Source organism: Kitasatospora sp. Ki12, assembly GCF_054601375.1.
On sequence record NZ_BAAIHT010000002.1, the window covers coordinates 1,956,510 to 1,976,270 of the forward strand.

22 protein-coding genes are annotated in these 19,761 nt (G+C 75.2%); 11 read left to right on the forward strand and 11 right to left on the reverse strand.

Translation table 11 applies throughout. The features are described 5' to 3' along the window. Nucleotides 1-120: 120 nt before the first annotated feature. A complete protein-coding gene (locus tag ACYP53_RS26020; RefSeq protein WP_459649176.1) occupies nt 121-3,012 on the forward strand; it encodes an FAD-binding and (Fe-S)-binding domain-containing protein in 2,892 nt (963 codons plus the stop codon). 88 nt (nt 3,013-3,100) lie between these two features. Here ACYP53_RS26020 and ACYP53_RS26025 read toward each other — a convergent pair whose 3' ends face one another. Then, entirely contained in the window at nt 3,101-3,607 is a 507-nt protein-coding gene (locus ACYP53_RS26025; RefSeq protein ID WP_189917228.1) for a hypothetical protein, read from the reverse strand. A gap of 42 nt (nt 3,608-3,649) precedes the next feature. Beyond that, entirely contained in the window at nt 3,650-4,162 is a 513-nt protein-coding gene (locus ACYP53_RS26030; RefSeq protein WP_459649177.1) for a DUF1453 domain-containing protein, read from the reverse strand. A 72-nt stretch (nt 4,163-4,234) separates the two neighbouring features. Here ACYP53_RS26030 and ACYP53_RS26035 point away from each other — a divergent pair, with 72 nt between their 5' ends. Both ACYP53_RS26035 and ACYP53_RS26040 read left to right on the forward strand, forming a co-directional pair. After that, nucleotides 4,235-4,861, forward strand: coding sequence for a TetR/AcrR family transcriptional regulator (locus tag ACYP53_RS26035; RefSeq protein WP_189917224.1), 627 nt, complete (start codon nt 4,235-4,237; stop codon nt 4,859-4,861). Nucleotides 4,862-4,893: 32 nt separating this feature from the next. After that, nucleotides 4,894-5,304: a PaaI family thioesterase gene (locus ACYP53_RS26040; RefSeq protein ID WP_459649178.1), complete on the forward strand. Its 411-nt coding sequence runs from the start codon at nt 4,894-4,896 to the stop codon at nt 5,302-5,304. Between the two features lie 84 nt (nt 5,305-5,388). Here ACYP53_RS26040 and ACYP53_RS26045 read toward each other — a convergent pair whose 3' ends face one another. Beyond that, entirely contained in the window at nt 5,389-5,838 is a 450-nt protein-coding gene (locus tag ACYP53_RS26045) for a CBS domain-containing protein (RefSeq protein ID WP_189917220.1), read from the reverse strand. A 72-nt stretch (nt 5,839-5,910) separates the two neighbouring features. Next, entirely contained in the window at nt 5,911-6,921 is a 1,011-nt protein-coding gene (locus tag ACYP53_RS26050) for a slipin family protein (RefSeq protein WP_459649829.1), read from the reverse strand. 183 nt (nt 6,922-7,104) lie between these two features. Here ACYP53_RS26050 and ACYP53_RS26055 point away from each other — a divergent pair, with 183 nt between their 5' ends. Next, complete coding sequence (locus tag ACYP53_RS26055) at nt 7,105-7,893, forward strand: uracil-DNA glycosylase (protein ID WP_459649179.1); 789 nt, start codon at nt 7,105-7,107, stop codon at nt 7,891-7,893. Nucleotides 7,894-7,910: 17 nt separating this feature from the next. Here the strand turns inward: ACYP53_RS26055 and ACYP53_RS26060 are convergent, their stop codons facing one another. Beyond that, entirely contained in the window at nt 7,911-8,684 is a 774-nt protein-coding gene (locus ACYP53_RS26060) for an SDR family NAD(P)-dependent oxidoreductase (protein WP_459649180.1), read from the reverse strand. Nucleotides 8,685-8,802: 118 nt separating this feature from the next. On the opposite strand from ACYP53_RS26060, the gene ACYP53_RS26065 reads away from it, so the two are divergent. After that, a complete protein-coding gene (locus tag ACYP53_RS26065; RefSeq protein WP_459649181.1) occupies nt 8,803-9,651 on the forward strand; it encodes a helix-turn-helix transcriptional regulator in 849 nt (282 codons plus the stop codon). Between the two features lie 49 nt (nt 9,652-9,700). Here ACYP53_RS26065 and ACYP53_RS26070 read toward each other — a convergent pair whose 3' ends face one another. Further along, nucleotides 9,701-10,579 carry a CHAD domain-containing protein gene (locus ACYP53_RS26070; protein ID WP_459649182.1) on the reverse strand — a complete coding sequence of 293 codons (879 nt, stop codon included), beginning with the start codon at nt 10,577-10,579 and terminating at the stop codon, nt 9,701-9,703. Nucleotides 10,580-10,809: 230 nt separating this feature from the next. Between ACYP53_RS26070 and ACYP53_RS26075 the strand changes: the two genes are divergently transcribed. From ACYP53_RS26075 to ACYP53_RS26085, 3 genes are all read left to right on the forward strand, one after another. Continuing rightward, nucleotides 10,810-11,484, forward strand: a complete 675-nt coding sequence (locus ACYP53_RS26075; protein ID WP_189917210.1) for a hypothetical protein — start codon at nt 10,810-10,812, stop codon at nt 11,482-11,484. Between the two features lie 171 nt (nt 11,485-11,655). Next, the gene (locus ACYP53_RS26080) at nt 11,656-12,471 is read left to right on the forward strand and encodes a DsbA family protein (RefSeq protein WP_189917208.1); all 816 of its coding nucleotides are present in this window, start codon (nt 11,656-11,658) and stop codon (nt 12,469-12,471) included. A gap of 94 nt (nt 12,472-12,565) precedes the next feature. After that, nucleotides 12,566-13,216, forward strand: coding sequence for a vitamin K epoxide reductase family protein (locus ACYP53_RS26085; protein WP_459649183.1), 651 nt, complete (start codon nt 12,566-12,568; stop codon nt 13,214-13,216). 15 nt (nt 13,217-13,231) lie between these two features. Here the strand turns inward: ACYP53_RS26085 and ACYP53_RS26090 are convergent, their stop codons facing one another. The 4 genes from ACYP53_RS26090 to ACYP53_RS26105 all read right to left on the reverse strand — a co-directional run bounded on the left by ACYP53_RS26090 (nt 13,232) and on the right by ACYP53_RS26105 (nt 15,926). After that, entirely contained in the window at nt 13,232-13,732 is a 501-nt protein-coding gene (locus ACYP53_RS26090) for an NUDIX domain-containing protein (protein WP_459649184.1), read from the reverse strand. A 105-nt stretch (nt 13,733-13,837) separates the two neighbouring features. Beyond that, nucleotides 13,838-14,911 (reverse strand): serine hydrolase domain-containing protein, encoded by a 1,074-nt coding sequence (locus ACYP53_RS26095; protein ID WP_459649185.1) that lies wholly within the window; start codon nt 14,909-14,911, stop codon nt 13,838-13,840. 58 nt (nt 14,912-14,969) lie between these two features. Beyond that, nucleotides 14,970-15,485, reverse strand: a complete 516-nt coding sequence (locus ACYP53_RS26100) for a GNAT family N-acetyltransferase (protein ID WP_459649186.1) — start codon at nt 15,483-15,485, stop codon at nt 14,970-14,972. 24 nt (nt 15,486-15,509) lie between these two features. Continuing rightward, nucleotides 15,510-15,926, reverse strand: coding sequence for an ankyrin repeat domain-containing protein (locus tag ACYP53_RS26105; RefSeq protein ID WP_189917199.1), 417 nt, complete (start codon nt 15,924-15,926; stop codon nt 15,510-15,512). Nucleotides 15,927-16,327: 401 nt separating this feature from the next. On the opposite strand from ACYP53_RS26105, the gene ACYP53_RS26110 reads away from it, so the two are divergent. From ACYP53_RS26110 to ACYP53_RS26120, 3 genes are all read left to right on the forward strand, one after another. Continuing rightward, on the forward strand, nt 16,328-16,522 hold the full coding sequence (locus ACYP53_RS26110) for a hypothetical protein (protein ID WP_189917198.1): 195 nt from the start codon (nt 16,328-16,330) through the stop codon (nt 16,520-16,522). A 124-nt stretch (nt 16,523-16,646) separates the two neighbouring features. Continuing rightward, complete coding sequence (locus tag ACYP53_RS26115) at nt 16,647-18,263, forward strand: P-loop NTPase family protein (RefSeq protein WP_459649187.1); 1,617 nt, start codon at nt 16,647-16,649, stop codon at nt 18,261-18,263. 285 nt (nt 18,264-18,548) lie between these two features. Further along, nucleotides 18,549-18,923, forward strand: coding sequence for an RNA polymerase-binding protein RbpA (locus ACYP53_RS26120; protein WP_031071348.1), 375 nt, complete (start codon nt 18,549-18,551; stop codon nt 18,921-18,923). A 188-nt stretch (nt 18,924-19,111) separates the two neighbouring features. On the opposite strand, the gene fxsA is transcribed toward ACYP53_RS26120, so the two are convergent. Continuing rightward, on the reverse strand, nt 19,112-19,690 hold the full coding sequence (fxsA, locus tag ACYP53_RS26125) for an FxsA family membrane protein (protein ID WP_189917196.1): 579 nt from the start codon (nt 19,688-19,690) through the stop codon (nt 19,112-19,114). Nucleotides 19,691-19,761 lie beyond the last annotated feature (71 nt).

Sequence of the window (19,761 nt, forward strand, 5' to 3'; positions counted from 1 at the left end):
ACGTGCGGGAAGCCGGACGCCACCCCGACGGCGGAACCCCCGTCATGCCCGGTACCCGGACGGCGCCCCGGCTGCGATCATCGGCGGAGCCCATGCCGTCGCACCGCCCGGGAGGTCCCCGTGAGCCGTCCGTCCGCCGAACCCGGGGCCGAACTGGGCCGTGAGCTGGCCGCCGTACTGCGCGGGGAGGTCCGCTTCGGCGCCGCCGAGCGGACCGTCTACAGCCACGACGCCTCCAACTACCGGCAGCTGCCGCTCGGCGTGGTCAAGCCCGCCGACCCGGACGACGTGCGCACCGCGCTGGCGCTCTGCCGGGCGTACGGGGTGCCGGTGGTGGCGCGCGGGGCCGGCACCAGCATCGGCGGTCAGGCGATCGGCCCGGGCGCGGTGGTGCTGGACTTCCGCCGCCACCTCGGCGACGTCCTGGAGGTCGACCCGGACGCCCGCACCGCGCGGGTGCGGCCCGGCACCGTCCTGGACGACCTCCAGCGCGCCGCCGGGCCGTACGGGCTGCGCTTCGGCCCCGACCCGTCCACGCACAGCCGCTGCACCCTCGGCGGCATGATCGGCAACGACTCCTGCGGCTCGCACTCGCTCGCCTGGGGACGCACCGCCGACAACGTCGAGCGGCTGGAGCTGCTGCTCGCCGACGGCACCGAGCTGACGGTCGGCGGCCGGCTCGGCCCCGCCGAGCGCGCCGCGCTCGCCGGACTGCCCGGGCGGGCCGGCGAACTCCACCGGCAGCTACAGGAGTTCACCGACCGCAACCTCGCCGCCATCCGCCAGGACATGCCCCGGCTGCCGCGCCGCACCTCCGGCTACCCGCTGGACGCCCTGCTCCCCGAACACGGCCACGACCTCGCCCGGGCGCTCACCGGCACCGAGGGCACCTGCGCGCTGCTGCTCGGCGCCACCGTCCGGCTCGTCGAGGACCCGCCCGCCCGCGCCCTGGTGGTGGCCGGCTACCCCGACGAGGGCGCCGCCGCCGACGCCGTCCCCGCACTGCTGCCGTACGGGCCGCTGACCGCCGAGGGCATGGCGGCCGACCTGATCGCCGCACTGCTCGCGGCCGGCCCCCGTCCGCCTGCGCTGGACCGGCTGCCGGCGGGCGAGTGCTGGCTCTTCCTCGAAACCGGCGGCGCCACCCCGCTGGCCGCCTACCAGGCCGCCCGCCGGCTCGCCGACGCGGTGCGCCGCGAGCGCTCGGCCGCCGTCTCCCTGGTCACCGACCCGGTCGAGCAGCGCCAGCTGTGGGCCGTCCGGGAGGCCGGCGCGGGGATCGTCACCCGGCTGCCCGGCGGCGGGCAGGCCTGGCCCGGCTGGGAGGACTCCGCCGTCCCGCCCGAGCGGCTCGGCGACTACCTGCGGGACCTGCGCGCCCTGCTGCGCCGGCACGGCCTGCGCGGCGTCCCGTACGGGCACTTCGGCGACGGCTGCGTGCACCTGCGGATCGACTTCCCGCTCGACGAACCCCGAGGGGTGCCGCTCTTCCGGGAGTTCCTGGAGCAGGCGGCCGACCTGGTCGTCTCGTACGGCGGTTCGCTCTCCGGCGAGCACGGCGACGGGCAGGCCCGGGCCGAGCTGCTGCCGCGCATGTACCCGCCCGGCATCATCGGCCTGTTCGGCGAGTTCAAGCGGATCTGGGACCCGGAGAACCTGCTCAACCCGGGCGCCCTGGTCGACCCCCGCCCGCTCGACGCCGACCTGCGCTTCGTCACCGCCCCCCGCCGCCCACTGCCACTGGCCCTCCCGTACGAGCAGGACGGCGGCAGCCTGACCACGGCGGTGCACCGCTGCGTGGGCGTGGCCAAGTGCGTGGACCCGACCACCGGGGTGATGTGCCCGAGCTACATGGCCACCGGCGAGGAGCGGCACTCCACCCGGGGGCGGGCGCGGCTGCTCGCCGAGATGCTGCGCGGCGACGCGATCCCGGACGGCTGGCGCTCGGCCGAGGTGCGGGAGGCCCTGGACCTCTGCCTGGGCTGCAAGGGCTGCGCGAGCGACTGCCCCGTCCACGTCGACATGGCGACCTACCGGACGGAGTTCCTGCACCAGCACTACCGGCACCGCCCGCGCCCGCTGCCGCACTACTCGATGGGCTGGCTGCCGCTCTGGCTGCGAGCGGTCGCGCTCGCGCCGGGGACGGCCAACACGCTGGCCCGCTCGCCGCTCGGCGGGCTGCTCAAACGGATCGGCGGGATCGACCCGCGCCGGGTGCTGCCGGTCTTCCCACCGGAGACCTTCACCGCCTGGTACCGGCGGCACCGCGCCACCCACCCGGCTCCGCCCGGCGCGCGGCCGGTGCTGCTGTGGCCGGACACCTTCTCCGACCACCTGCAGCCGAACGTGCCGCGCTCGGCCGTCGAGGCGCTGGAGCACCTGGGCTTCGACGTCCGGCTGCCCGCGGGCCCGGTCTGCTGCGGCCTCACCTGGTACTCCACCGGCCAACTAGGCACCGCCCGCCGGGTGTTGCGGCGCAGCCTACGGGCACTGGCGGCGGCCGGGCTCCCGGCCGACACCCCCGTGGTCGGCCTGGACCCGAGCTGCACCGCCACCCTCCGCGAGGACCTGCCCCGACTGCTCGGTCCGGACGGCCGGCCGCTCGCCGAACGCACCCGCACCTTCGCCGAGTTCCTCGACGAGTACGCCCCGGACGCCCCGCTCCCCCGCCTCGGGCTGGACGCCGTCACCCAGACCCACTGCCACCAGCACGCGGTGCTCGGCAGCGCCGCCGACCGCCGGGTGGAGGCCCGACTCGGCCTGGACAACCGGGTGCTGGACTCCGGCTGCTGCGGCCTGGCGGGCAACTTCGGGTTCGAGAAGGGCCACTTCGAGGTGTCCGAGGCGATCGCCGAGCGGGTCCTGCTGCCCGAGGTGCGGGCGGCCGGGCCGGACACCGTGGTACTGGCGGACGGCTTCAGCTGCCGCACCCAGATCGCCCAACTCGCGGACGGGCGGCAGGCGTTGCACCTGGCGGAGCTGATCGCCAGGGGGCTGCGCGCGGCGGAGTGAGCGGGCGGGCCTGGTCACGCGCTCCGACGTTACGCGTGCCCGGGCTGCGCGGGCCCGAGTTACGCGGGCCCAAGTTACGCGGCCCGGGTTACGCGTGCCCGGCGAGGAAGGCCCCGGCGTGCGCCGCCGCCTCCTCCCGGGTCGGATGGCCGGTGGTGGAGCCGCCGCGTTCCCCGTCCGCACCCGTGGCCGTCCAGCGCCAGCCGCCTTCGGCCCCGTCCGAGGTCAACTCGGCGGTTCCGCCGAACAGTTCGAGTGAGCCGGGGCGCCCCGCCGGGCGGCTGACCGCCTCCGGCCACTTCTTCCGCGCGCCCTGCCGGGTGATGCCCCAGGCGGCGCCCAGCTGTTCGTAGCTGGCGCCGTAGGAGCCGGCGGTGGCGGCCGCGATCGCGGTGAGCCGCTTGACCTCGGTGTCCACCAGCTTCCAGGCGGACAGGACGGAGAGAGCGACCTCGGCCGGCTCCGCGTGCCAGATCCGCTCCTCGGGCAGGCCGGTCGCCCGGGTGCGGACGGCGACGGCGAGGGGGTCGAGCGCGCCGAGGAGGGCCTTGGCCAGCTCCGCCCGCTCCTCATGGGTGATCTCCACGGTCGTCATGGTGACAACCATAGTTACCGCATCCGCCTTTGACAACCAAAGTTACCGCCGGAATCGGTCCAACCCGAACGACGAGCCGGCAACCGGCCGCTCGGGGGCGAACGGGACTCCCGAGGCGAGCCCGCGCAGGCCGACCACCAGCGCCTCCCCCAGGAAGCCGACCCCGATCGACAGCTGGACCGGGCGGGCGTCCGGAACCAGGCCGTTGCGCCCGGCGAGCGCGGCGAATCCGGCCATCACCGCCAGCGAGACCGCCGCCACCAGGAAGGTCCGGCCGGTGTAGCGCTGCCACAGCACCCCCTCGCGCTCGTAGACCCGGATGGTGGTGCCGCGCGCCACGCCCAGCGCGACGCCGAGCACCGCACCCGCGGCCACCCAGGCGTAGTCGCCCGCGCCGAGACCGTGCCGCTGCCACAGCGCCCACAGGCCGAGGCCGGTGAGCACCACCGGCGGCGTGCAGAGGTCGCGGACGTTCAGCGGTTCCCCGCGCAGCCTGCGGACCACCACCACGACGATCACGGCGACGACCAGCGTCACGTACACCCAGTTGCTCATTCCTGCCCCCCGATTTTTATAGCTCGACCGTGCTAAATCAGCAATTTAGCTCACCCGTGCTATAACGGCAACATGCCGAAGATCGTCGACCCCGTGGAACGCCGCCAGGCCGTCGCCGACGCCGTGCTGCGCGTCGCGGCCCGGGAGGGCCTGGAACACGCCTCGCTGCGCAACGTCGCCGAGGAGGCCGGGCTCGCGATCGGCTCGGTGCGGCACTACTTCGCCGGCGGCTCCGAGTTGATGATCTTCGCGATGCAGGAGCTGGCCCGCCGGATCGACACCCGCATCCGCGCCCACGCCCACACCCTGCTCGACCCGGCCCCGGCCCCCGGCACCGACCGCCGCGAACAGACCACGCGCCTGCTCGCCGAGATCCTCCCGCTGGACACCGCGCGCCGGGAGGAGTCCGCGCTCTGGCTCTCCTTCGTCACCGCCGCCCGCACCCGCCCCGAACTCCGGCCCCGCGCCGCCGAGATGCAGACCGGCCTGGACGCGCTGGTCCGACGCGTCCTGGCCGAAGCCGTCCGCGCCGGCGGCCTCGCCCCCGGCCTGGACCTCGACATCGAGACCCGCCGGCTCTCCGCCCTGCTGGACGGCCTCACCCTGCAAGCCGTCCAGCACCCCGCCCTGGTCGGCCCGGACGAGCTGCGCGCGGTGCTCCGCCGCCACCTCGACACCCTGGCCGCGCCGAGCTCCTGACACCGCGCCAACACCCCGGCCACAATGGCGCGATGACCCTCACCACCGCCGAGGCGGACAAGCTCCTGGCCGACCACTTCGCCCCCTGGGTGCGGGACCTCGGGCTGGCCGCCGTCGAGACCGGCGAACAGCACGCCGTCCTGCGCCTGCCCTGGTCCGACCGGCTCGCCCGGGAGGGCGGCGGACTCTCCGGCCAGGCCCTGATGGCCGCCGCCGACACGGCCTGCGTGATCGCCCTCTCGGCGGCCCGCGGCGGCTTCGGCCCGATGACCACCGTCCAGCAGTCCACCACCTTCCAGCGCGCGGTCCTCGCCCAGGACGTCCTGGTGCACGCCCGGATCACCAAGCTCGGCCGCCGGATCGCCTTCCTCGACATCACCCTCACCCCCGAGGGCGCCGAGGAGCCCGCCGCCCACGCCACCACCGTCTACGCCCTGGGGTGACCGGGGCCGCCCGCGCCCCCCGCCCCTGCCGCGCAGTCGTGGCCCCCGCCCGGCGGGGGCGGGGGCCACGGACCACGTGCGGACTCAGCTCACGTCAGCCTTCGCCGGCGCCTCCTCCGCGCAGACCGCCGACACGAACTCGGCCAGCCTGGTCTGCGGCAGGCCGCGCGCGATGTCCGCCTCGCTGATCATGCCGACCAGCTTGTGCTCGGGGTGGTTGATCACCGGCAGCCTGCGCACCTGGTACTGCTCCATCACCCGCAGCACCTGCTCGCAGTCCTCGTCGGCCTCCACCGTCATCGGCCGCCCCTGGGCCAGCTCGCCCGCCGTCACCGACGCCGGGTCACGGCCCTCGGCGACGCAGCGCAGCACGATGTCGCGGTCGGTCACGATGCCCAGCAGCTTGTCGCCCGGCCCGCAGATGGGCAGGGCGCCCACGTCGCGTTCCCGCATGATCCGGGCGGCGGCGGCGAGCGTCTCGTGCTCGCGGATGCACTCCGCGCCCGGGTGCATGATGTCGCTGGCTCTGGTCATGGTCCGCCTCCTGACCTGGCTTCCTCTGTCCATCCTGAGCCGGGCCGGTGCCCCACGCCACCGGGCGGCCGCTCAGCGCTCCGCGTCGGCCGGAGCGCCCGCCGCCCCGCGCTCGGCCCGTCCGTCCGGCGAGTCCGACGAGCCCGGCGAGTCCGGCCCGTCCAGCGGCGTCTGCCCCAACAATTCCTCCAAGGGCGGCAGTTCGTGCCGGGGCGGCTCCTGGTCGATTTCCTCTCCGGGGATCTCCCCGCTCTCCACCGCCTCCTCCACGGCCTTCGCCCCGGCGGCGACCGCCGCGGCCGCCAGCAGGTTCCGCTGCTGGACCTCGGTCGCGCTGTCCAGGAAGCGCAGCAGCTCCACCGGGAAGGGCAGCACCAGCGTCGAGTTCTTCTCCGCCGCCACCTCCACCACGGTCTGCAGCAGCCGCAGCTGCAGCGCGGCCGGGGTCGCGCTCATCACCGCCGCGGCCTCCGACAGCCGCGACGAAGCCTGGAACTCACCGTCCGCGGTGATGATCCGCGCGCGCCGCTCCCGCTCGGCCTCGGCCTGCCGGGCGATCGAGCGCTTCATCGACTCCGGCAGCGCGACGTCCTTGATCTCCACCCGGTCGATCTCGATGCCCCACCCGAGGGCCGGGCTGTCGATCATCAACTCCAGCCCCTGGTTGATCGGTTCGCGGTTGGCCAGCAGGTCGTCCAGCTCACTCTTGCCGATGATCGACCGCAGCGAGGTCTGCGCGACCTGGGAGATCGCGAAGTTGTAGTCCTGCACGTTGACCGTCGCCTTCACCGGGTCCTCCACCCGGAAGTAGACCACCGCGTCCACCCGCACCGTGACGTTGTCCCGGGTGATGCCCTCCTGTGCCGGGATCGGCATCGTCACGATCTGCACGTTCACCCTGCGCAGCCGGTCCGCGACCGGCATCAGCGCCACCAGCCCGGGCTCGCGCACCTCGTCCCGCACCTTCCCGAAGCGGAACACCACGCCCTTCTGGAACTGCTGGACCACCCTGAGGCTCATGGCCGCCCACAGCGCCCCCAGCCCGGCCAGCCCCCCGAGCGCCCCCAGCACCGCATCGACGATCATCGCGGCCTCCTCGCGGCCCGCACGCACGGCGCGCCCGGCCACCACCGGCCCGCCGGGCCGGGGGCCGCCGGAGCAACCGCCTCCACGCTACGTCTGCCCGGCCACGACCGGGTCGAACCGGAACAGAACGGCACGAAATCCCCGACACCCGGGACACCCCCAGGGCCCTAGGATCGGGCCATGCCGACCGTGGCCGCCCCGCAGTCCCCCGCCGACGACCCCGGCGACCCCCGCCACCCCGCCGCGGCCGCCGCCCGCGCCGACGGACTCGCCGCACTGGACCGCGTGGTCACCGGCTGCCGGGCCTGCCCCCGCCTCGTCGAATGGCGTGAGGAGACCGCCCGCACCAAGCGCCGCGCCTACCAGGACTGGGACTACTGGGCCCGGCCGATCCCCGGTTTCGGCCCGCCCGACGCCCCGCTCGTCCTGGTCGGTCTCGCCCCCGCCGCCCACGGCGCCAACCGCACCGGCCGGATCTTCACCGGCGACCCCTCCGGCGACCTGCTCTACGCGGCCCTCCACGACCTCGGGCTCGCCAACCGCCCCGAATCCGTCCGCCACGGCGACGGCCTGGAACTGTACGGCGTACGGATCACCGACCCGGTCCGCTGCGCCCCGCCCGACAACAAGCCCAGCACCGCCGAACGCGACACCTGCCGACCCTGGATCACCCGCGAACTGCGGCTGCTGCGCCCCACCGTACGGACCGTGGTCGCCCTCGGCGGCTTCGCCTGGCAGGCCCTGCTCCCGGTGATCGCGGACGCCGGCTGGCAGGTACCCCGCCCCCGCCCCGCCTTCGGCCACGCCGCCTCGGCCGTCCTCCCCGCCCACGACGGCGGCCCCCCGCTGCGGCTCTACGGCTGCTACCACGTCAGCCCGCGCAACACGAACACCGGCCGCCTGACCACCGCGATGCTCCACGCCCTGCTTCGCGACGCGGCCCGCTCGGCGGGGCTCAGCCCCCGGTAGCCGGCCCTCGGCCGACTTCAGTCGAACCGGCGGGTGGCCGTGATCCCCCCGTCCACCGGCAGCGTCACCCCCGCGACGTACGACGCCCGGTCGCTCAGCAGCCAGGCCGCCGCCTCGGCCACCTCCACGTCCGAGCCCGCCCGGCCCAGCGGGGTGGACCGCTCCACCAGCGCGCCGAACTCCGGGCCCGCCGCGAAGAACGGCTCCGTCCCCGGGGTGCGCACCACCCCGGGCGCGACGGCGTTGACCCGGATGCCGTACCGGGCGTAGTCGGCGGTGGCCGCCTTGACCAGGCCGGTCAGGCCGTGCTTGGCGGCCTGCTGGGCGCCGTCGCCGAACCCCCCGACCAGGGCGCCCACCCCGGAGTTGAGCACCACCGCGCCGCCGCGCCCGGCCGCCGCCATCACCCGCAGCTGGGCTCGCAGGCAGAGCCAGCTGCCCCGCAGGTTGAGCGCGTGGGCGTCGTCCCACTCCGCCTCCGAACGCTCGGCGAGCGGGACGGGCACCGCACCGTTGCCCGCGTTGTCGAAGGCCGCGTCCAGCCGGCCGAAGGCCTCCAGCGCGGCGGCCACCGTACGTTCGGCACCGGCGGCGGTGGTCAGGTCGGCGGCGACCGCCACCGCCTCGGCACCGGTGGCGGTCAGCTCGGTGGCCAGCGCCTCCACCTCGGGCGCGGAGCGGGCGGCGAGCACCAGCAGCGCGCCCTCCCGGGCGAACAGCCGGGCGGCGGCCGCGCCGATGCCACGGCCGGCCCCGGTGACGATCGTGACCTTGTCGTCGAGAAGTCCCATACGGCGAGCCTGCCGCCGCGGCCGGCGGCCCACCAGCGGCCGGGCGTTCCCCGGGAACGGCCTGCCGGGGACAGCCAGGTCCTGGCTGATCCGGCCCGGCTGTGGCAGCGTGGCGCGCATGCCCGAGACACCGCTGGGCGCCTTCCTGCGCGCCCGCCGCGCCCGACTCGTGCCCGCCGACGCGGGCCTGCCGACCGCCGGGCGCCGCCGTACACCCGGGCTGCGCCGCGAGGAGGTCGCCGCCCGCGCCGGGATCTCCGCCGACTACTACGCGCGCCTGGAGCAGGGCCGCCAGCGGGTACCCACCGGACCCGTCCTCGACGGCCTCGCCGAGGCCCTGCAGCTCGCCGGGCCCGAACGCGCCTACCTGCACCGCCTGGCCGCCCGGCAGGGCCGCCCGGCTCCGCCGCCCGCCGAACCCCCGGCCCTCCCGGCGACCACCCTCGCCCTGCTGGACACCCTGGACGCCGCCCCGGCCTTCGTCACCGGCCCCACCTTCGACCTGCTGGCCTGGAACCCCGCCGCGGCCCTGCTGATGGCCCGGCCGGACCGGCGGCCGCCGCACGAACGCAACCTGCTCTGGCAGGTGTTCTGCTGCCCGCACCGGGACCGCTCCGAGGGCAACGTCGCCGCCGACGGCTCGATCGGAGCCGACCTGGTCGCCTCACTGCGCGCCCACCACGCCGACCGGCCCCACGACCGCGCCCTCCTCGCACTGGTCCGGCGGCTGTCCGACGACAGCCCCGCCTTCGCCGCCCTCTGGGACCGCCACCGGGCCGCCCCACCCCGCCCCGGCCGCCTCCACATCCGCCACCCCGACCTGGCCACCGGGGTCCTGGACTACACCGTGCTCCCCCTCCCCGAGGAGGGCCGCCACGTCTTCGCCTTCCTCGCCCCACCTGACAGCCCCGCCCGCCGAGCCTTCGCCACCGCCCGCCCCCCGGACACCCCACCGCCGCACCCGTAGCCACCTCTCCGCCCGCCCTGACCGCGGCCCCCGCCCCGGGCCGGGCGCCCTACCCGAACCGCGCCAGCGTCCGCTTGCCCGCCTGCTGCCACACGCTCGGCAGGCGCTCGCGGGCGGCCTGCTCCGCGGCGAGCTGGCGACCGTACAGGGCGCCGTAGCCGAAGGGCTCGGCGGCGGCCACCGGCTGGGCGGCGAGGGTGGCGGCGGCGACCACGGCGTCCTGGTGCTCGCCGAGGACCTCCTGGACGGCCTTCATCCGCGCCGTGTAGCGCTCGGCCGGGCCGCCGGCCACCGGGGTGGCGGTCTCGCCGGTGTAGCGGGCGCGTTTGGCGGCCTTGCGGGCCTCGTGCAGGGCGTGGTCGCGGTCCTCGGGGCCGGCGGCGAGGGCCACCCGGACGCGGTCGGCCGTGCGGCGCTGCTCGCGGGCGGCGACGCGGGACAGTTCGGGGAGGGCGGGACGGGCGGCGCGGTGGCGCAGCGGCGGGTCGGCGAGGAGGTCGGTGAGGGCCTCGCCGAGGGCGCGGCGGCGGGGGCTGTCGAGGGCGGCGACCACCTCGGGCCGGACCCGGTGGTACTCGGCCTCGCCCCAGCGTTCCAGGGCGGCGGCGACCCGCTCCGGCCCGCACTCGGCAGGCAGCTCCCGGGCCTGGGCGGCGAGCCGGGCGGCCAGCACCTCGAGGTCGCGCGCGCCGCCGAGGGCGCCGGCCAGCCAGCGCAGCTCGGCGACCAGGTGCTCCGTCGTGCCGGGGGCGAACAGCCGCCGGAAGGTCCGCAGGGCGCTGCGCAGCCGCCGGCAGGCGACCCGCATCCGGTGCACCGCGTCCGGTTCGTCGGCCCGGACGGCGTCGTCCAGTCCGGCCAGCACCTCCGCCTGGGCCTCGATCCGGGCCATCAGGACCTGGCCGACGGTGGTCTCGGGTTTCGCCATGCGCGTCCATCCCCTCGTCGGGGTCGCCGGGAACGCTTCCAGGCTAGGTCCTATCCGGCGACTGTCGACCCCGCCTCCGGCCCCGGTTCCGATCCCACCTCCGCTCCCACCTCCAGTCCCGCCTCCAGCCCCGGCTCCGTCCCCGCCTCCCCCTGAGGGCGCGTCAGCCGGAAGCGCAAGGGTCCATGCGCCCTCGTGCCGGGTGTGAGCGTCATGGCATACTCCGGAGCGTGACGACCTCCACCCATGCGACCAGGGCCCTGCGGGCCGCGGTGTTCACCGCGCTCGCCGTGCCGATGGCCGCCTTGGGCCAGGTGGTCATCACGGGCCGCCCGTTGCCGCTGTCGCTGGTGGCCTCGGCGTGCGCCGTCGTCTTCCTGGTCGCCTCCGTGGTGGCCGGCGGGGAGCGGCGGATGCTGCACATCTCCGCCGTGATGGTGCCGGTCGAGCTGCTGCTCAACACCACGTTCAACCTGGGCCAGACCGGCTGTGGGCCGGTGTTCTCCGGGCAGGTCCCCGCGCGCGGGGTGAACCTGCTGGTCTGCGGCGGCGGTTCGGTGGACGGCTCGTTGCTCTCGGGCCCGCTGGGTCACGCCGGGCAGTTGGCGCCGGCGCTGACCCAACTGCTGCTCCTGCTGGTGCACCTGGTGATCGCGCTGGCCGCCGCCGCCTGGCTGCGGCTGGGTGACTCGGCGCTGTCGGGCCTGGCCCGGGCGCTGCGCGCGCTGCGCGAGTCGCTGGGGCGGCCGCTGCGCGCCCTGCTCGTCCTGCTGGTCCCGGCCCCGGAGCGCCCGGTGCTGCGGGTGCCGCTGCCGGTGTCGGACCGGGTGCGGCCGCGCCGCGAGGACGTGGTGCTGAGCCCGGCGCCGCGCCGCGGCCCGCCGGCCTTCGCGCCTGCCTGCTGACCCCTTCCGTACCGGGCTTTCCCCCGTACGCCGGTCATTTCCGTACCCCGCCGGTCCTCGGCCCCGGTGCGCCCGCAGGCAGTGCGCACGACTCCCGCGTTCCCTGGCCCCGCCGCACCCGGTGCGGTTTCCCGCGCGCTCCCGCGCGCCGCGTACAGGAGTTGACTTCCCATGGCTCAGGCCCCCAGCAAGCAGCAGGACAAGCGCGTCAGTGCCCGTGAGCGGATCCAGGAGGCGCAGCGCCGCGAGCAGCAGTCCGCCAAGCGCCGTCAGCGGATCGTGGTGACGGTCTCGGCCGTCGCCGTGCTCGCCCTCGCGGGCGGTGCCGCCGTCGCCGTCAACTCGGCCTCGGGCAAGAGCGACAAGGCCGCCGCGGCGGCCACCTCGGCGCCGCTGGTCGTGCCGGCGAACGCCGGCGGCCCGAACGGCACGGTGATCACCTACGGCAAGGCCGACGCCCCGCACACCATGGAGGTCTACGAGGACTTCCGCTGCCCGATCTGCAAGCACTTCGAGGCGGCGAACGGCGAGACGGTCAAGAAGCTCACCGAGGACGGGCAGATCAAGGTGGAGTTCCACCTGGCGGCCTTCCTGGACAAGAACCTCGGCGGCAAGGGCTCGCGCACCGCGCTGGCCGCCGTCGGCGCCGCGCTGAACGAGGGCGTGGACAAGTTCAAGCAGTTCCACGACGTGCTGTACGCCAACCAGCCCGACGAGCGCGAGGACGGCTTCGGCGACGTCGACCACCTGCTGGACCTGGCCGGCCAGGTGCCCGGGCTGAAGACGGACGCCTTCGTGAAGGCGGTCAAGGACCGGACTTACGCGCCGTGGGCGGCGAAGGTCGCCGACGCGTTCAACGACAGCGGGGTGACCGGTACCCCGACGGTGAAGGTGGACGGCAAGCCGGTGACGCTGTTCGCCGGCAAGGCCGTGGTCTCGCCGGAGCAGTTCACCGCGCAGGTCAAGCAGGCCGCCGGCCTCCAGTAGCCAGGCCCTTTCCCCCGCACCGCACGGCACCACCGGTCCGGCCGAACTCCCGGCCGGGCCGGCTCCTCCCAGCCAGCCACCGGAGTGTGCTGCCATGTCCGCCGCTACCACCGTGCACCTGTCCCGTCCCGCTCCCGACGCCGCCGGCCGGGCCCCGATCGGGGCGGGCCGGGCCTACGCGTTCCTGCTGTTCCTCGGCGGGCTGGTCGGGCTGGCCGCCTCGGCCGTCCTGACCTTCGACAAGCTCCGCATCCTGGAGAACCCCTCCTACGTCCCCAGCTGCAACATCAATCCGATCATCAGCTGCGGCTCGGTGATGCGGACCGAGCAGGCGGAGGTCTTCGGCTTCCCGAACCCGCTGCTGGGCCTGGCCGCGTTCGGCGCGCTGGCGGCGATCGGGGCGGGCCTGCTGTCGGGCGCCGCGTACCGGCGCTGGTTCTGGCTGGGCCTGCACGCGGGCACCGCGCTGGGTGTGGTGTTCGTGCACTGGCTGATCGACCAGGCGCTGTACGACATCGGTGCGCTGTGCCCGTACTGCATGGTGGTGTGGGCGACGGTGGTGGCGCTGTTCTGGTACACGACGCTGCACAACCTCCGTACGGGGGTGATCCCGGTGGGGCCCCGGCTGCGGGTGGTGGTCCGGGAGGCGGCGCGCTACCACTGGGCGCTGCCGGTGCTGTGGGCGGCGGTGATCGCGCTGCTGGTGCTCAACCGGTTCTGGTTCTACTGGAGCACGCTCCTCTGATCGTCCTGCCGCCCCTCACCCCACGTACCCCGCCGAGTGCAGCAGCGCGGCGGCGCCCGTCCGCCGGGCCTCCAGGGCCCCGGTGAGCCGGCGCGCCGCGGCAGGGTGCAGCACGGCGGCCGCCCGCGCGGGGGTGAACCAGCCGTGGTCGGCGATCTCCTCGGCCTGCAGCCGGACCGCCGCGCCGGCGGGGACCGTCCCGCCGTCGAACATGAACTGCACGGCCGGGTGGGCGTGTTCGCCCTGGTCGGGGATGGCGTCGCGCCACTCCACCACGAGCAGCCGCAGGCGCCCGGCGGCCAGCCCCGTCTCCTCGCGCAGCTCCCGCGCCGCGCACTGAGCGGGCGCCTCTCCCGGGTCCATCCCGCCGCCGGGGAACTGCCACTGGTCGCGGTAACTGGCCTTGAGCAGCAGGACCTTGCCGGACTCGTCGGTGAGCAGCACGCTGCAGCCGACGTAGGCGCGCACCATCCGGGCGAGCCACTCCTCCTCCGAGAGTGTCCAGGTGTCCGTCATCGCGCCTCCTCCGCCGGGTGCCGTCCGTCGAGGACAATCTGCCGCGATCTCCGCACCGCAAACGGTGGTTCGCACCCGATCACCCGAACGAGTGCCGCCCGCTCCTCACCCGAACACCAGCCGCCGGTAGGCGTTGCGCAGATCGGTCAGCGGCTGGGTGACCCGGTCGTGGTGGACCTTGTTGGTGAGCAGCAGCGCCCAGCGGCCGAGCCGCCGGGAGACCCAGAAGCCGGTGCCGGTGAAGCCGTAGTGGACGAAGGTGCCCTCGGCCGGCTCGGTGCCGGGGGCGTACAGCCAGGACAGGCCGCGGGCGGGCCGCAGGCCGCCGGTCTGCTCGCGCAGCGACTCCTCGGTCCACGCCCCGCCCCACGGCGGCCCGGGCGGCGGGGCGAGCACCGCGGTGAGGAAGCGGGCGAGGTCCCGGGCGGTGGAGAAGGCCCCGGCGTTGCCGGAGACGCCGCCGAGCAGCCGGGCGGAGGGGTCGTGGACGACGCCGCGCAGGTGCCCGCCGGCCCGTTCGTCGTACTCGGTGGGCGCCGTGCGGTCGAGGAGCGCGGCGTCGAGCGGCCCGTACCGGGTGTCGGCCATGCCGAGCGGCCGCCAGGTCCAGCGCGCGGCGAGGACGTCCAGCGGGGCGCCGCCGAGGTCCTCCACGAGGTAGGTGAGCAGCACGGCGGCGCGGTCGGTGTACTCGACGGCCGTGCCGGGCGGACGGTGCAGCGGCGCGGCGAGCACCCCGGCCCGGATCGCCGCGGGCTCGCGCCCGTAGAGCCGCTCGAAGCGGGTGTACGGCGGCATCCCGGCGGTGTGGGCGAGCAGCTGCCGGGCGGTGACCGCACCGGTCGGGCGGCCGGCGGCCGGGGGCCACCAGCGGCCGAGCGCCTCGTCCAGCGGCAGCCGCCCGGACCGCCACAGCACCCCGGCGCAGGGCCAGAGCGCGACGATCTTGGTCAGGCTGGCGAGGTCGTACCGGGTGTCCGGTCCGGGCGTGAGCCGCGCGTACGGGCCCTGCCCGAGCACGCCGTGGCTGCCGCCGCCGAGGGTGCCCCCGGCGTCGCCGACGGCCCAGACGGCGCCCGCGCCGACGGTGCGCACGCCCGCGCGGACCAGCCGGTCCAGCTCCCCGCCCGGCGCGGCCAGGGCGGGGAGCCGGTCGGCTCCGGGTGCTCGGTGGCTCATCCCGTCCCCCAGGACGTGGCTGTCAGGGCGACGGGAGCCTACCCGGCGGGGCGGCCGATCAGACCGTCACGAGCTCCTTGCCGAGGCAGACGGCCAGCGGGTGCTCCTTGTAGTAGCCGAACTTCCGGATCGCCGTGTAGCCCTCGGACTTGTAGAGCGCGATGGCCTCGGGCTGCTGGGTGCCGGTCTCCAGGATGAACCGGGTGCGCCCGGCCTCGACGGCGGTCTGCTCCAGGCGGCGCAGCACCGCCCGGGCCAGGCCGCGGCCGCGGGCGTCCGGGACCACGAACATCCGCTTGAGCTCGGCGTCGCCCTCGCGCAGCTCGTCCGCGCCGCCGGCCTCCTTGGCCCGCCAGCCGCCGCAGGCGACCGGGCGGCCGTCCAGGTAGGCGATCAGGAACAGCCCGGCGGGTGCCTCGAAGTCCTCGGCACTCATCTCGGTGAAGTCCGGGTCGCCGTAGCGGCGGACGTACTCCTGCTGCACCTCCGCCGACAGGGCCTGGGCGTCGGGGTGGGCGTAGCCGGTGATGTGGAACTCGACGGTGCCGGTGTCCTCGGTGGCGGTGGTGTCCATGGTCGAAAAGCCTACGATCTCCGCTCAGCGGGCCTCGAACCGGGCGACCAGCTCGTCCTTGCCGAACATCCGGGCGGTGTCGACGGCGTTCGGGGTGCCGGCCTGCGGGTCGGCGCCGCCGGCCAGCAGGGCGGCCAGCACGTCGTCGGCGCCCTTGAAGACGGCGCCGGCCAGCGGGGTCTGGCCGCGGTCGTTGGCGAGGTTCGGGTCGGCGCCGCGCTGGAGCAGGGCCTCCACGGTGGCGGCGTGGCCGTGGTACGCGGCCAGCATGACGAGGGTGTCGCCACGGTCGTTGGTGAGGTCGGCCGGGGCGCCGGCGTCCAGGTAGGCGGCCAGGGTGTCGGTCTCCCCGGCGCGGGCGGCGTCGAAGAGCTTCCCGGCCAGCGCGATCACCTCGGCGTCGGGGGCGTCGGCGGGCTGCTGGCTGGCGGCGTCGGTCATGGCGGGCGGCCTTTCCGGTCGGTTCGTCGGGTGGTCACGGGCTGCGCCCAGGGCACGGTAGCGGCCGGCGCCGGAGCGGGCCAGCCGGTGTCCGTGATCCGGATGACGGCCCGGAACGGCCACGACACGCGGCCACGCGGGTTGCGCGGCCATTCGAGCGAACTTCCCGGACCCCCCGGAAACTTCCCGCCCACCCCCCGGGAATGCCTCGACGCACCGAATCCCCCCGGTGACCGGCCCCGTACCGGCCGGTTCGCATACCGCCGTCCGGCGTCCGGAACGGCATCGAACGGCAGAACCACCCATTTGCGCCGTTCCATCATCTATTACTTTTTGTCACGATTGGTGCACTTTACGTAACACCCCCACCCCCGCTTGTCCCCCCTCCCGAGGAGCGGATCGTGATCCTCTCGATTTCCGGCATCGTCCTGTTCGGCACCATCGCCTTTCTCTTCTTCCGCAGAGACGGACTGAAGGTCTCCCACGCCATCGTCTGCGCTCTCCTCGGCTTCTACATCGCCGGCTCGTCCATCGCCCCCAGCATCACCGCGGGCGGCGCCAGCCTCGCGAGCCTGCTCGGCGGCATCAGGTTCTAGCCGCACCCACTCCCCCGTACCGGCCCGGGCGCGGATCCCACCGCCCCGGGCCCCGTCGTACCCCACCGCCGCACCCGCCCGTCCCGCTCCTCCCACCCGTCCCACTCGCCCGGGGAGTCAAGGAATGCCGCTCCACCGCCACCTCAGCAAGGGCCGCGAGATCGCCCGGACCGCCGGGGACCACGCCTCCGACATGTTCGCCCCGGTCTCCGTCATCGGCCGCGGCCTGCGCCACCACGTCGCCTGGGCCAAGGGCCGCTGGCACTCCACCCCGAAGGAGCGCCGCGGCCCGACGGTCTTCCTGACCGCCGCGCTGCTGGTCGGCGTCTACCTGCTGCCGCACGGCCTGCTGTTCGCCCTGATCGCCCTGATGGCCAGCGCCGCCTGGGCCGGCCGGTCCCCCAAGGCGCCGCCCGCCCCGGCCGCGCCCGACGTCGCCGACGTCAAGCTCGGCGCCCTCTACGCCGCGCTCACCCCGTACCTGTGCGGCCCCGAGGACGCCAACCCGCTCTACCACTTCGAGGGCAGCTACAAGAACGCCTTCACCTCCTGGGAGTTCGACGGCGAGGGCCGGCTCTCCCGGCTGGAGCTGAGCTACCCGGCCTACTTCACCGACACCGAGCCCGCCGCCCGGGCCCGGATCGAGCAGGTCGTCCAGGGCAAGGCCGGGCGGGCCCGGGAGTACCGCTTCGACTGGGACGAGGAGTCCAACCGGCTGCTGATCGCCGCGCTCGCCCCGCTGCCCGCCGACCTCGTCGCCCAGCGCTTCGTGGCCGCCCCCGGCGAGATCGTGCTGGGCTTCACCGACGAGGACGGCACCGCCCGGACCATCCCGGTCACCCGGGGCGGCACCACCGTCCAGCAGCCGCCCGTGGTCTGGCGCACCGGCCCGCGCTCCTCCGAGCCCCACCTGCTGGCGCTCGGCGTCACCGGCTACGGCACCTCCAGCCTGCTCCGCTCGATCGCGCTGCAGGCCCTCCCGTACGCCGACCTGGTGATCGTCGACGGCGCGGGCACCGGGGAGCACGCCTGCCTGGTGAACCGGCCCGGCGTGCACACCGTGGAGACCAGCCTGCGCGGCGCGCTGGCCGCGCTGGAGTGGTCCGTCCAGGAGACCGAGCGCCGGCTCACCGCGCTCAACGCCGCCCGGCGGGCCGGCTCCGCGCCGCCCGAGGACGTCACCCGGCCGCTCTGGCTGCTGCTCGACCACCCGACCGAGCTGAGCGAGCTCGCCCAGGCCGAGGGCCGCCCGGACCCGCAGGACCTGCTGGAGCTCCCGCTGCGGCACGGCCGGGCCGCCCGGGTCACCGTGGTGATCGCCGACGACATCGAGGCCCGGGACCGGATCACCCCGACCGTCCGCGCCACCACCCGGGCCCGCGTGCTGCTCGGCCCGGCCGGGCCGGACGAGGGCCGCGCCGCGCTCGGCGCGCCGCTGGACATCGTGCCCGCCGCGCACGCGCCGGCCGGCCGCGGCTACGCCCGGATCGGCAACGGCGCCCCGGTCCGGCTGCAGGTGCCCGCCACCGTCGACCCGCTGGACGACGAGGCCCCGGCCCAGCTGCGGGACGCGGTGATCGCCCTGCTGCCGCACCGCGACACCCGCACCGAGGCGGCCGCCGGCGTCCCGCCCCGCCCGGAGCGCCCGCCGGTGGCCGCACCGGCCGAGCCGGCCCCGCGGACCCGCCCGGTCGACCTCGCCAAGGGCGAGCCGATGATCCGCTCACGTCCCATCTCCTGACCGGCCTCCCGGCTCCGGGCCGGGGTCGGCTGAAGCCTCCGGAACCCGTCCCGGTACGCTCGTCACAGAAAGTCCGCACGATCACCAGATGTGAAATAGGTGACACCCGGGGTGATATCACCGGCCAGATGTGACAAATCGGGCGCAGGTGGGTACAAACAGGGGCGGCACAACAGACGACGCATGTCCCGGGACGGGAATCTTCGTCGGAAGCCGAGCGTTGACCGAACGACGAAGAACAGCGACCACTAGTCCTGTGGGCCATAAGCCCGGGAGGCACGATTCATGAGCGAGCGAGCTCTCCGCGGCACGCGACTCGGGGCCACTAGCTACGAGACCGACCGCGGTATCGATCTGGCTCCCCGCCAGACCGTCGAGTACGCATGTCAGAACGGACACCGATTCGAGGTTCCTTTCTCGGTCGAGGCGGAGATCCCCGCGACCTGGGAATGTCGCTTCTGTGGCCAGGAGGCAGCGCTTCTCGACGGCGACGAGCCGGAAGAGAAGAAGACCAAGCCGACGCGCACCCATTGGGACATGCTGATGGAGCGCCGGACGCGCGAGGAGTTGGAGGAGGTGCTGGCCGAACGGCTGGCCGTGCTCCGCTCCGGCGGGATGAACCTCGCGGTACACCCGCGGGACACCCGTAAGAGCGCCTGACCTCGCTCCCGCCCCGTGCGGGAGGACGCGAAAAGGGACCCTGGTTTCCAGGGTCCCTTTCGCGTTGTCCGGTCCCGGCGCGACCGTCGCCCCCGGCGGCGCACGGCCGACCGGGCGACGGCCGACCGGGGGGTCGGCGTCGCCCGGTGGACGGGTGGCGGTTCGGTGACCGGTGTCGGTCGGTGGTGTCAGCCGGTGATCGGCGGGCGGTAGGTGGTGTCCGGGCCCTGCGGGCCGCGCGGGCCGGCCCCGGGCTCGACGACCTCGCCCTGGATCACCTTGCCGTCCGGGCGGTGGATGCGCATCTGCTCCTGCAGCCGCACGGCGTCCGCGAACGCGTCCGCGCCGACCGCCCCGGTGCTGCGCAGCGCCTTGTCGGCGAGCCGGCGCCCGGCCGCCCGCCAGAGCGCCCGGGTCGGCGGGAAGAGCAGGGTCAGGGCCACCAGGTCCGACAGGAAGCCGGGGACGATCAGCAGCACGCCCGCCAGCACCGTCATGCTGGTGCCCGTCTGCGGCTGCTCGGACTGCGGGTTCTTGCTCTGCTCGATCGCCGCCGACAGCGCCTTCAGCCCGGCCCGCTTGATCAGTGAGCCGCCGATCAGGGCGCCGGCGACGAGCAGCAGCAGGACGGTGAGACCGCCCAGCCACGAGCCGACCTGGACCAGCAGCCAGATCTCCAGCACCAGCCAGGCGGTCACCAGCAGCGGCAGCACCCGGCGGAGCCTGCCGCGCGGGGCCGGACGGGTGGGGGTAGCTTGCTGCGTCACGGTACGGATCCACTCCCAGCGGTGCTCTGCGCGCCGCACGGGAGGTCCGGGCCGGCTACGGCACCACCTGG

What these genes read in the sequence shown, in the direction of transcription:
- ACYP53_RS26035 (WP_189917224.1), top strand. Translation starts at nt 4,235, where the DNA reads ATGCCGAAGATCGTCGACCCCGTGGAACGCCGCCAGGCCGTCGCCGAC.
- ACYP53_RS26090 (WP_459649184.1), bottom strand. Translation starts at nt 13,732, where the DNA reads ATGACGGACACCTGGACACTCTCGGAGGAGGAGTGGCTCGCCCGGATG.
- ACYP53_RS26040 (WP_459649178.1), top strand. Translation starts at nt 4,894, where the DNA reads ATGACCCTCACCACCGCCGAGGCGGACAAGCTCCTGGCCGACCACTTC.
- ACYP53_RS26065 (WP_459649181.1), top strand. Translation starts at nt 8,803, where the DNA reads ATGCCCGAGACACCGCTGGGCGCCTTCCTGCGCGCCCGCCGCGCCCGA.
- ACYP53_RS26085 (WP_459649183.1), top strand. Translation starts at nt 12,566, where the DNA reads ATGTCCGCCGCTACCACCGTGCACCTGTCCCGTCCCGCTCCCGACGCC.
- ACYP53_RS26080 (WP_189917208.1), top strand. Translation starts at nt 11,656, where the DNA reads ATGGCTCAGGCCCCCAGCAAGCAGCAGGACAAGCGCGTCAGTGCCCGT.
- ACYP53_RS26025 (WP_189917228.1), bottom strand. Translation starts at nt 3,607, where the DNA reads ATGACGACCGTGGAGATCACCCATGAGGAGCGGGCGGAGCTGGCCAAG.
- ACYP53_RS26055 (WP_459649179.1), top strand. Translation starts at nt 7,105, where the DNA reads ATGCCGACCGTGGCCGCCCCGCAGTCCCCCGCCGACGACCCCGGCGAC.
- ACYP53_RS26070 (WP_459649182.1), bottom strand. Translation starts at nt 10,579, where the DNA reads ATGGCGAAACCCGAGACCACCGTCGGCCAGGTCCTGATGGCCCGGATC.
- ACYP53_RS26100 (WP_459649186.1), bottom strand. Translation starts at nt 15,485, where the DNA reads ATGGACACCACCGCCACCGAGGACACCGGCACCGTCGAGTTCCACATC.
- ACYP53_RS26115 (WP_459649187.1), top strand. Translation starts at nt 16,647, where the DNA reads ATGCCGCTCCACCGCCACCTCAGCAAGGGCCGCGAGATCGCCCGGACC.
- ACYP53_RS26060 (WP_459649180.1), bottom strand. Translation starts at nt 8,684, where the DNA reads ATGGGACTTCTCGACGACAAGGTCACGATCGTCACCGGGGCCGGCCGT.
- ACYP53_RS26030 (WP_459649177.1), bottom strand. Translation starts at nt 4,162, where the DNA reads ATGAGCAACTGGGTGTACGTGACGCTGGTCGTCGCCGTGATCGTCGTG.
- ACYP53_RS26045 (WP_189917220.1), bottom strand. Translation starts at nt 5,838, where the DNA reads ATGACCAGAGCCAGCGACATCATGCACCCGGGCGCGGAGTGCATCCGC.
- ACYP53_RS26120 (WP_031071348.1), top strand. Translation starts at nt 18,549, where the DNA reads ATGAGCGAGCGAGCTCTCCGCGGCACGCGACTCGGGGCCACTAGCTAC.
- ACYP53_RS26105 (WP_189917199.1), bottom strand. Translation starts at nt 15,926, where the DNA reads ATGACCGACGCCGCCAGCCAGCAGCCCGCCGACGCCCCCGACGCCGAG.
- ACYP53_RS26095 (WP_459649185.1), bottom strand. Translation starts at nt 14,911, where the DNA reads ATGAGCCACCGAGCACCCGGAGCCGACCGGCTCCCCGCCCTGGCCGCG.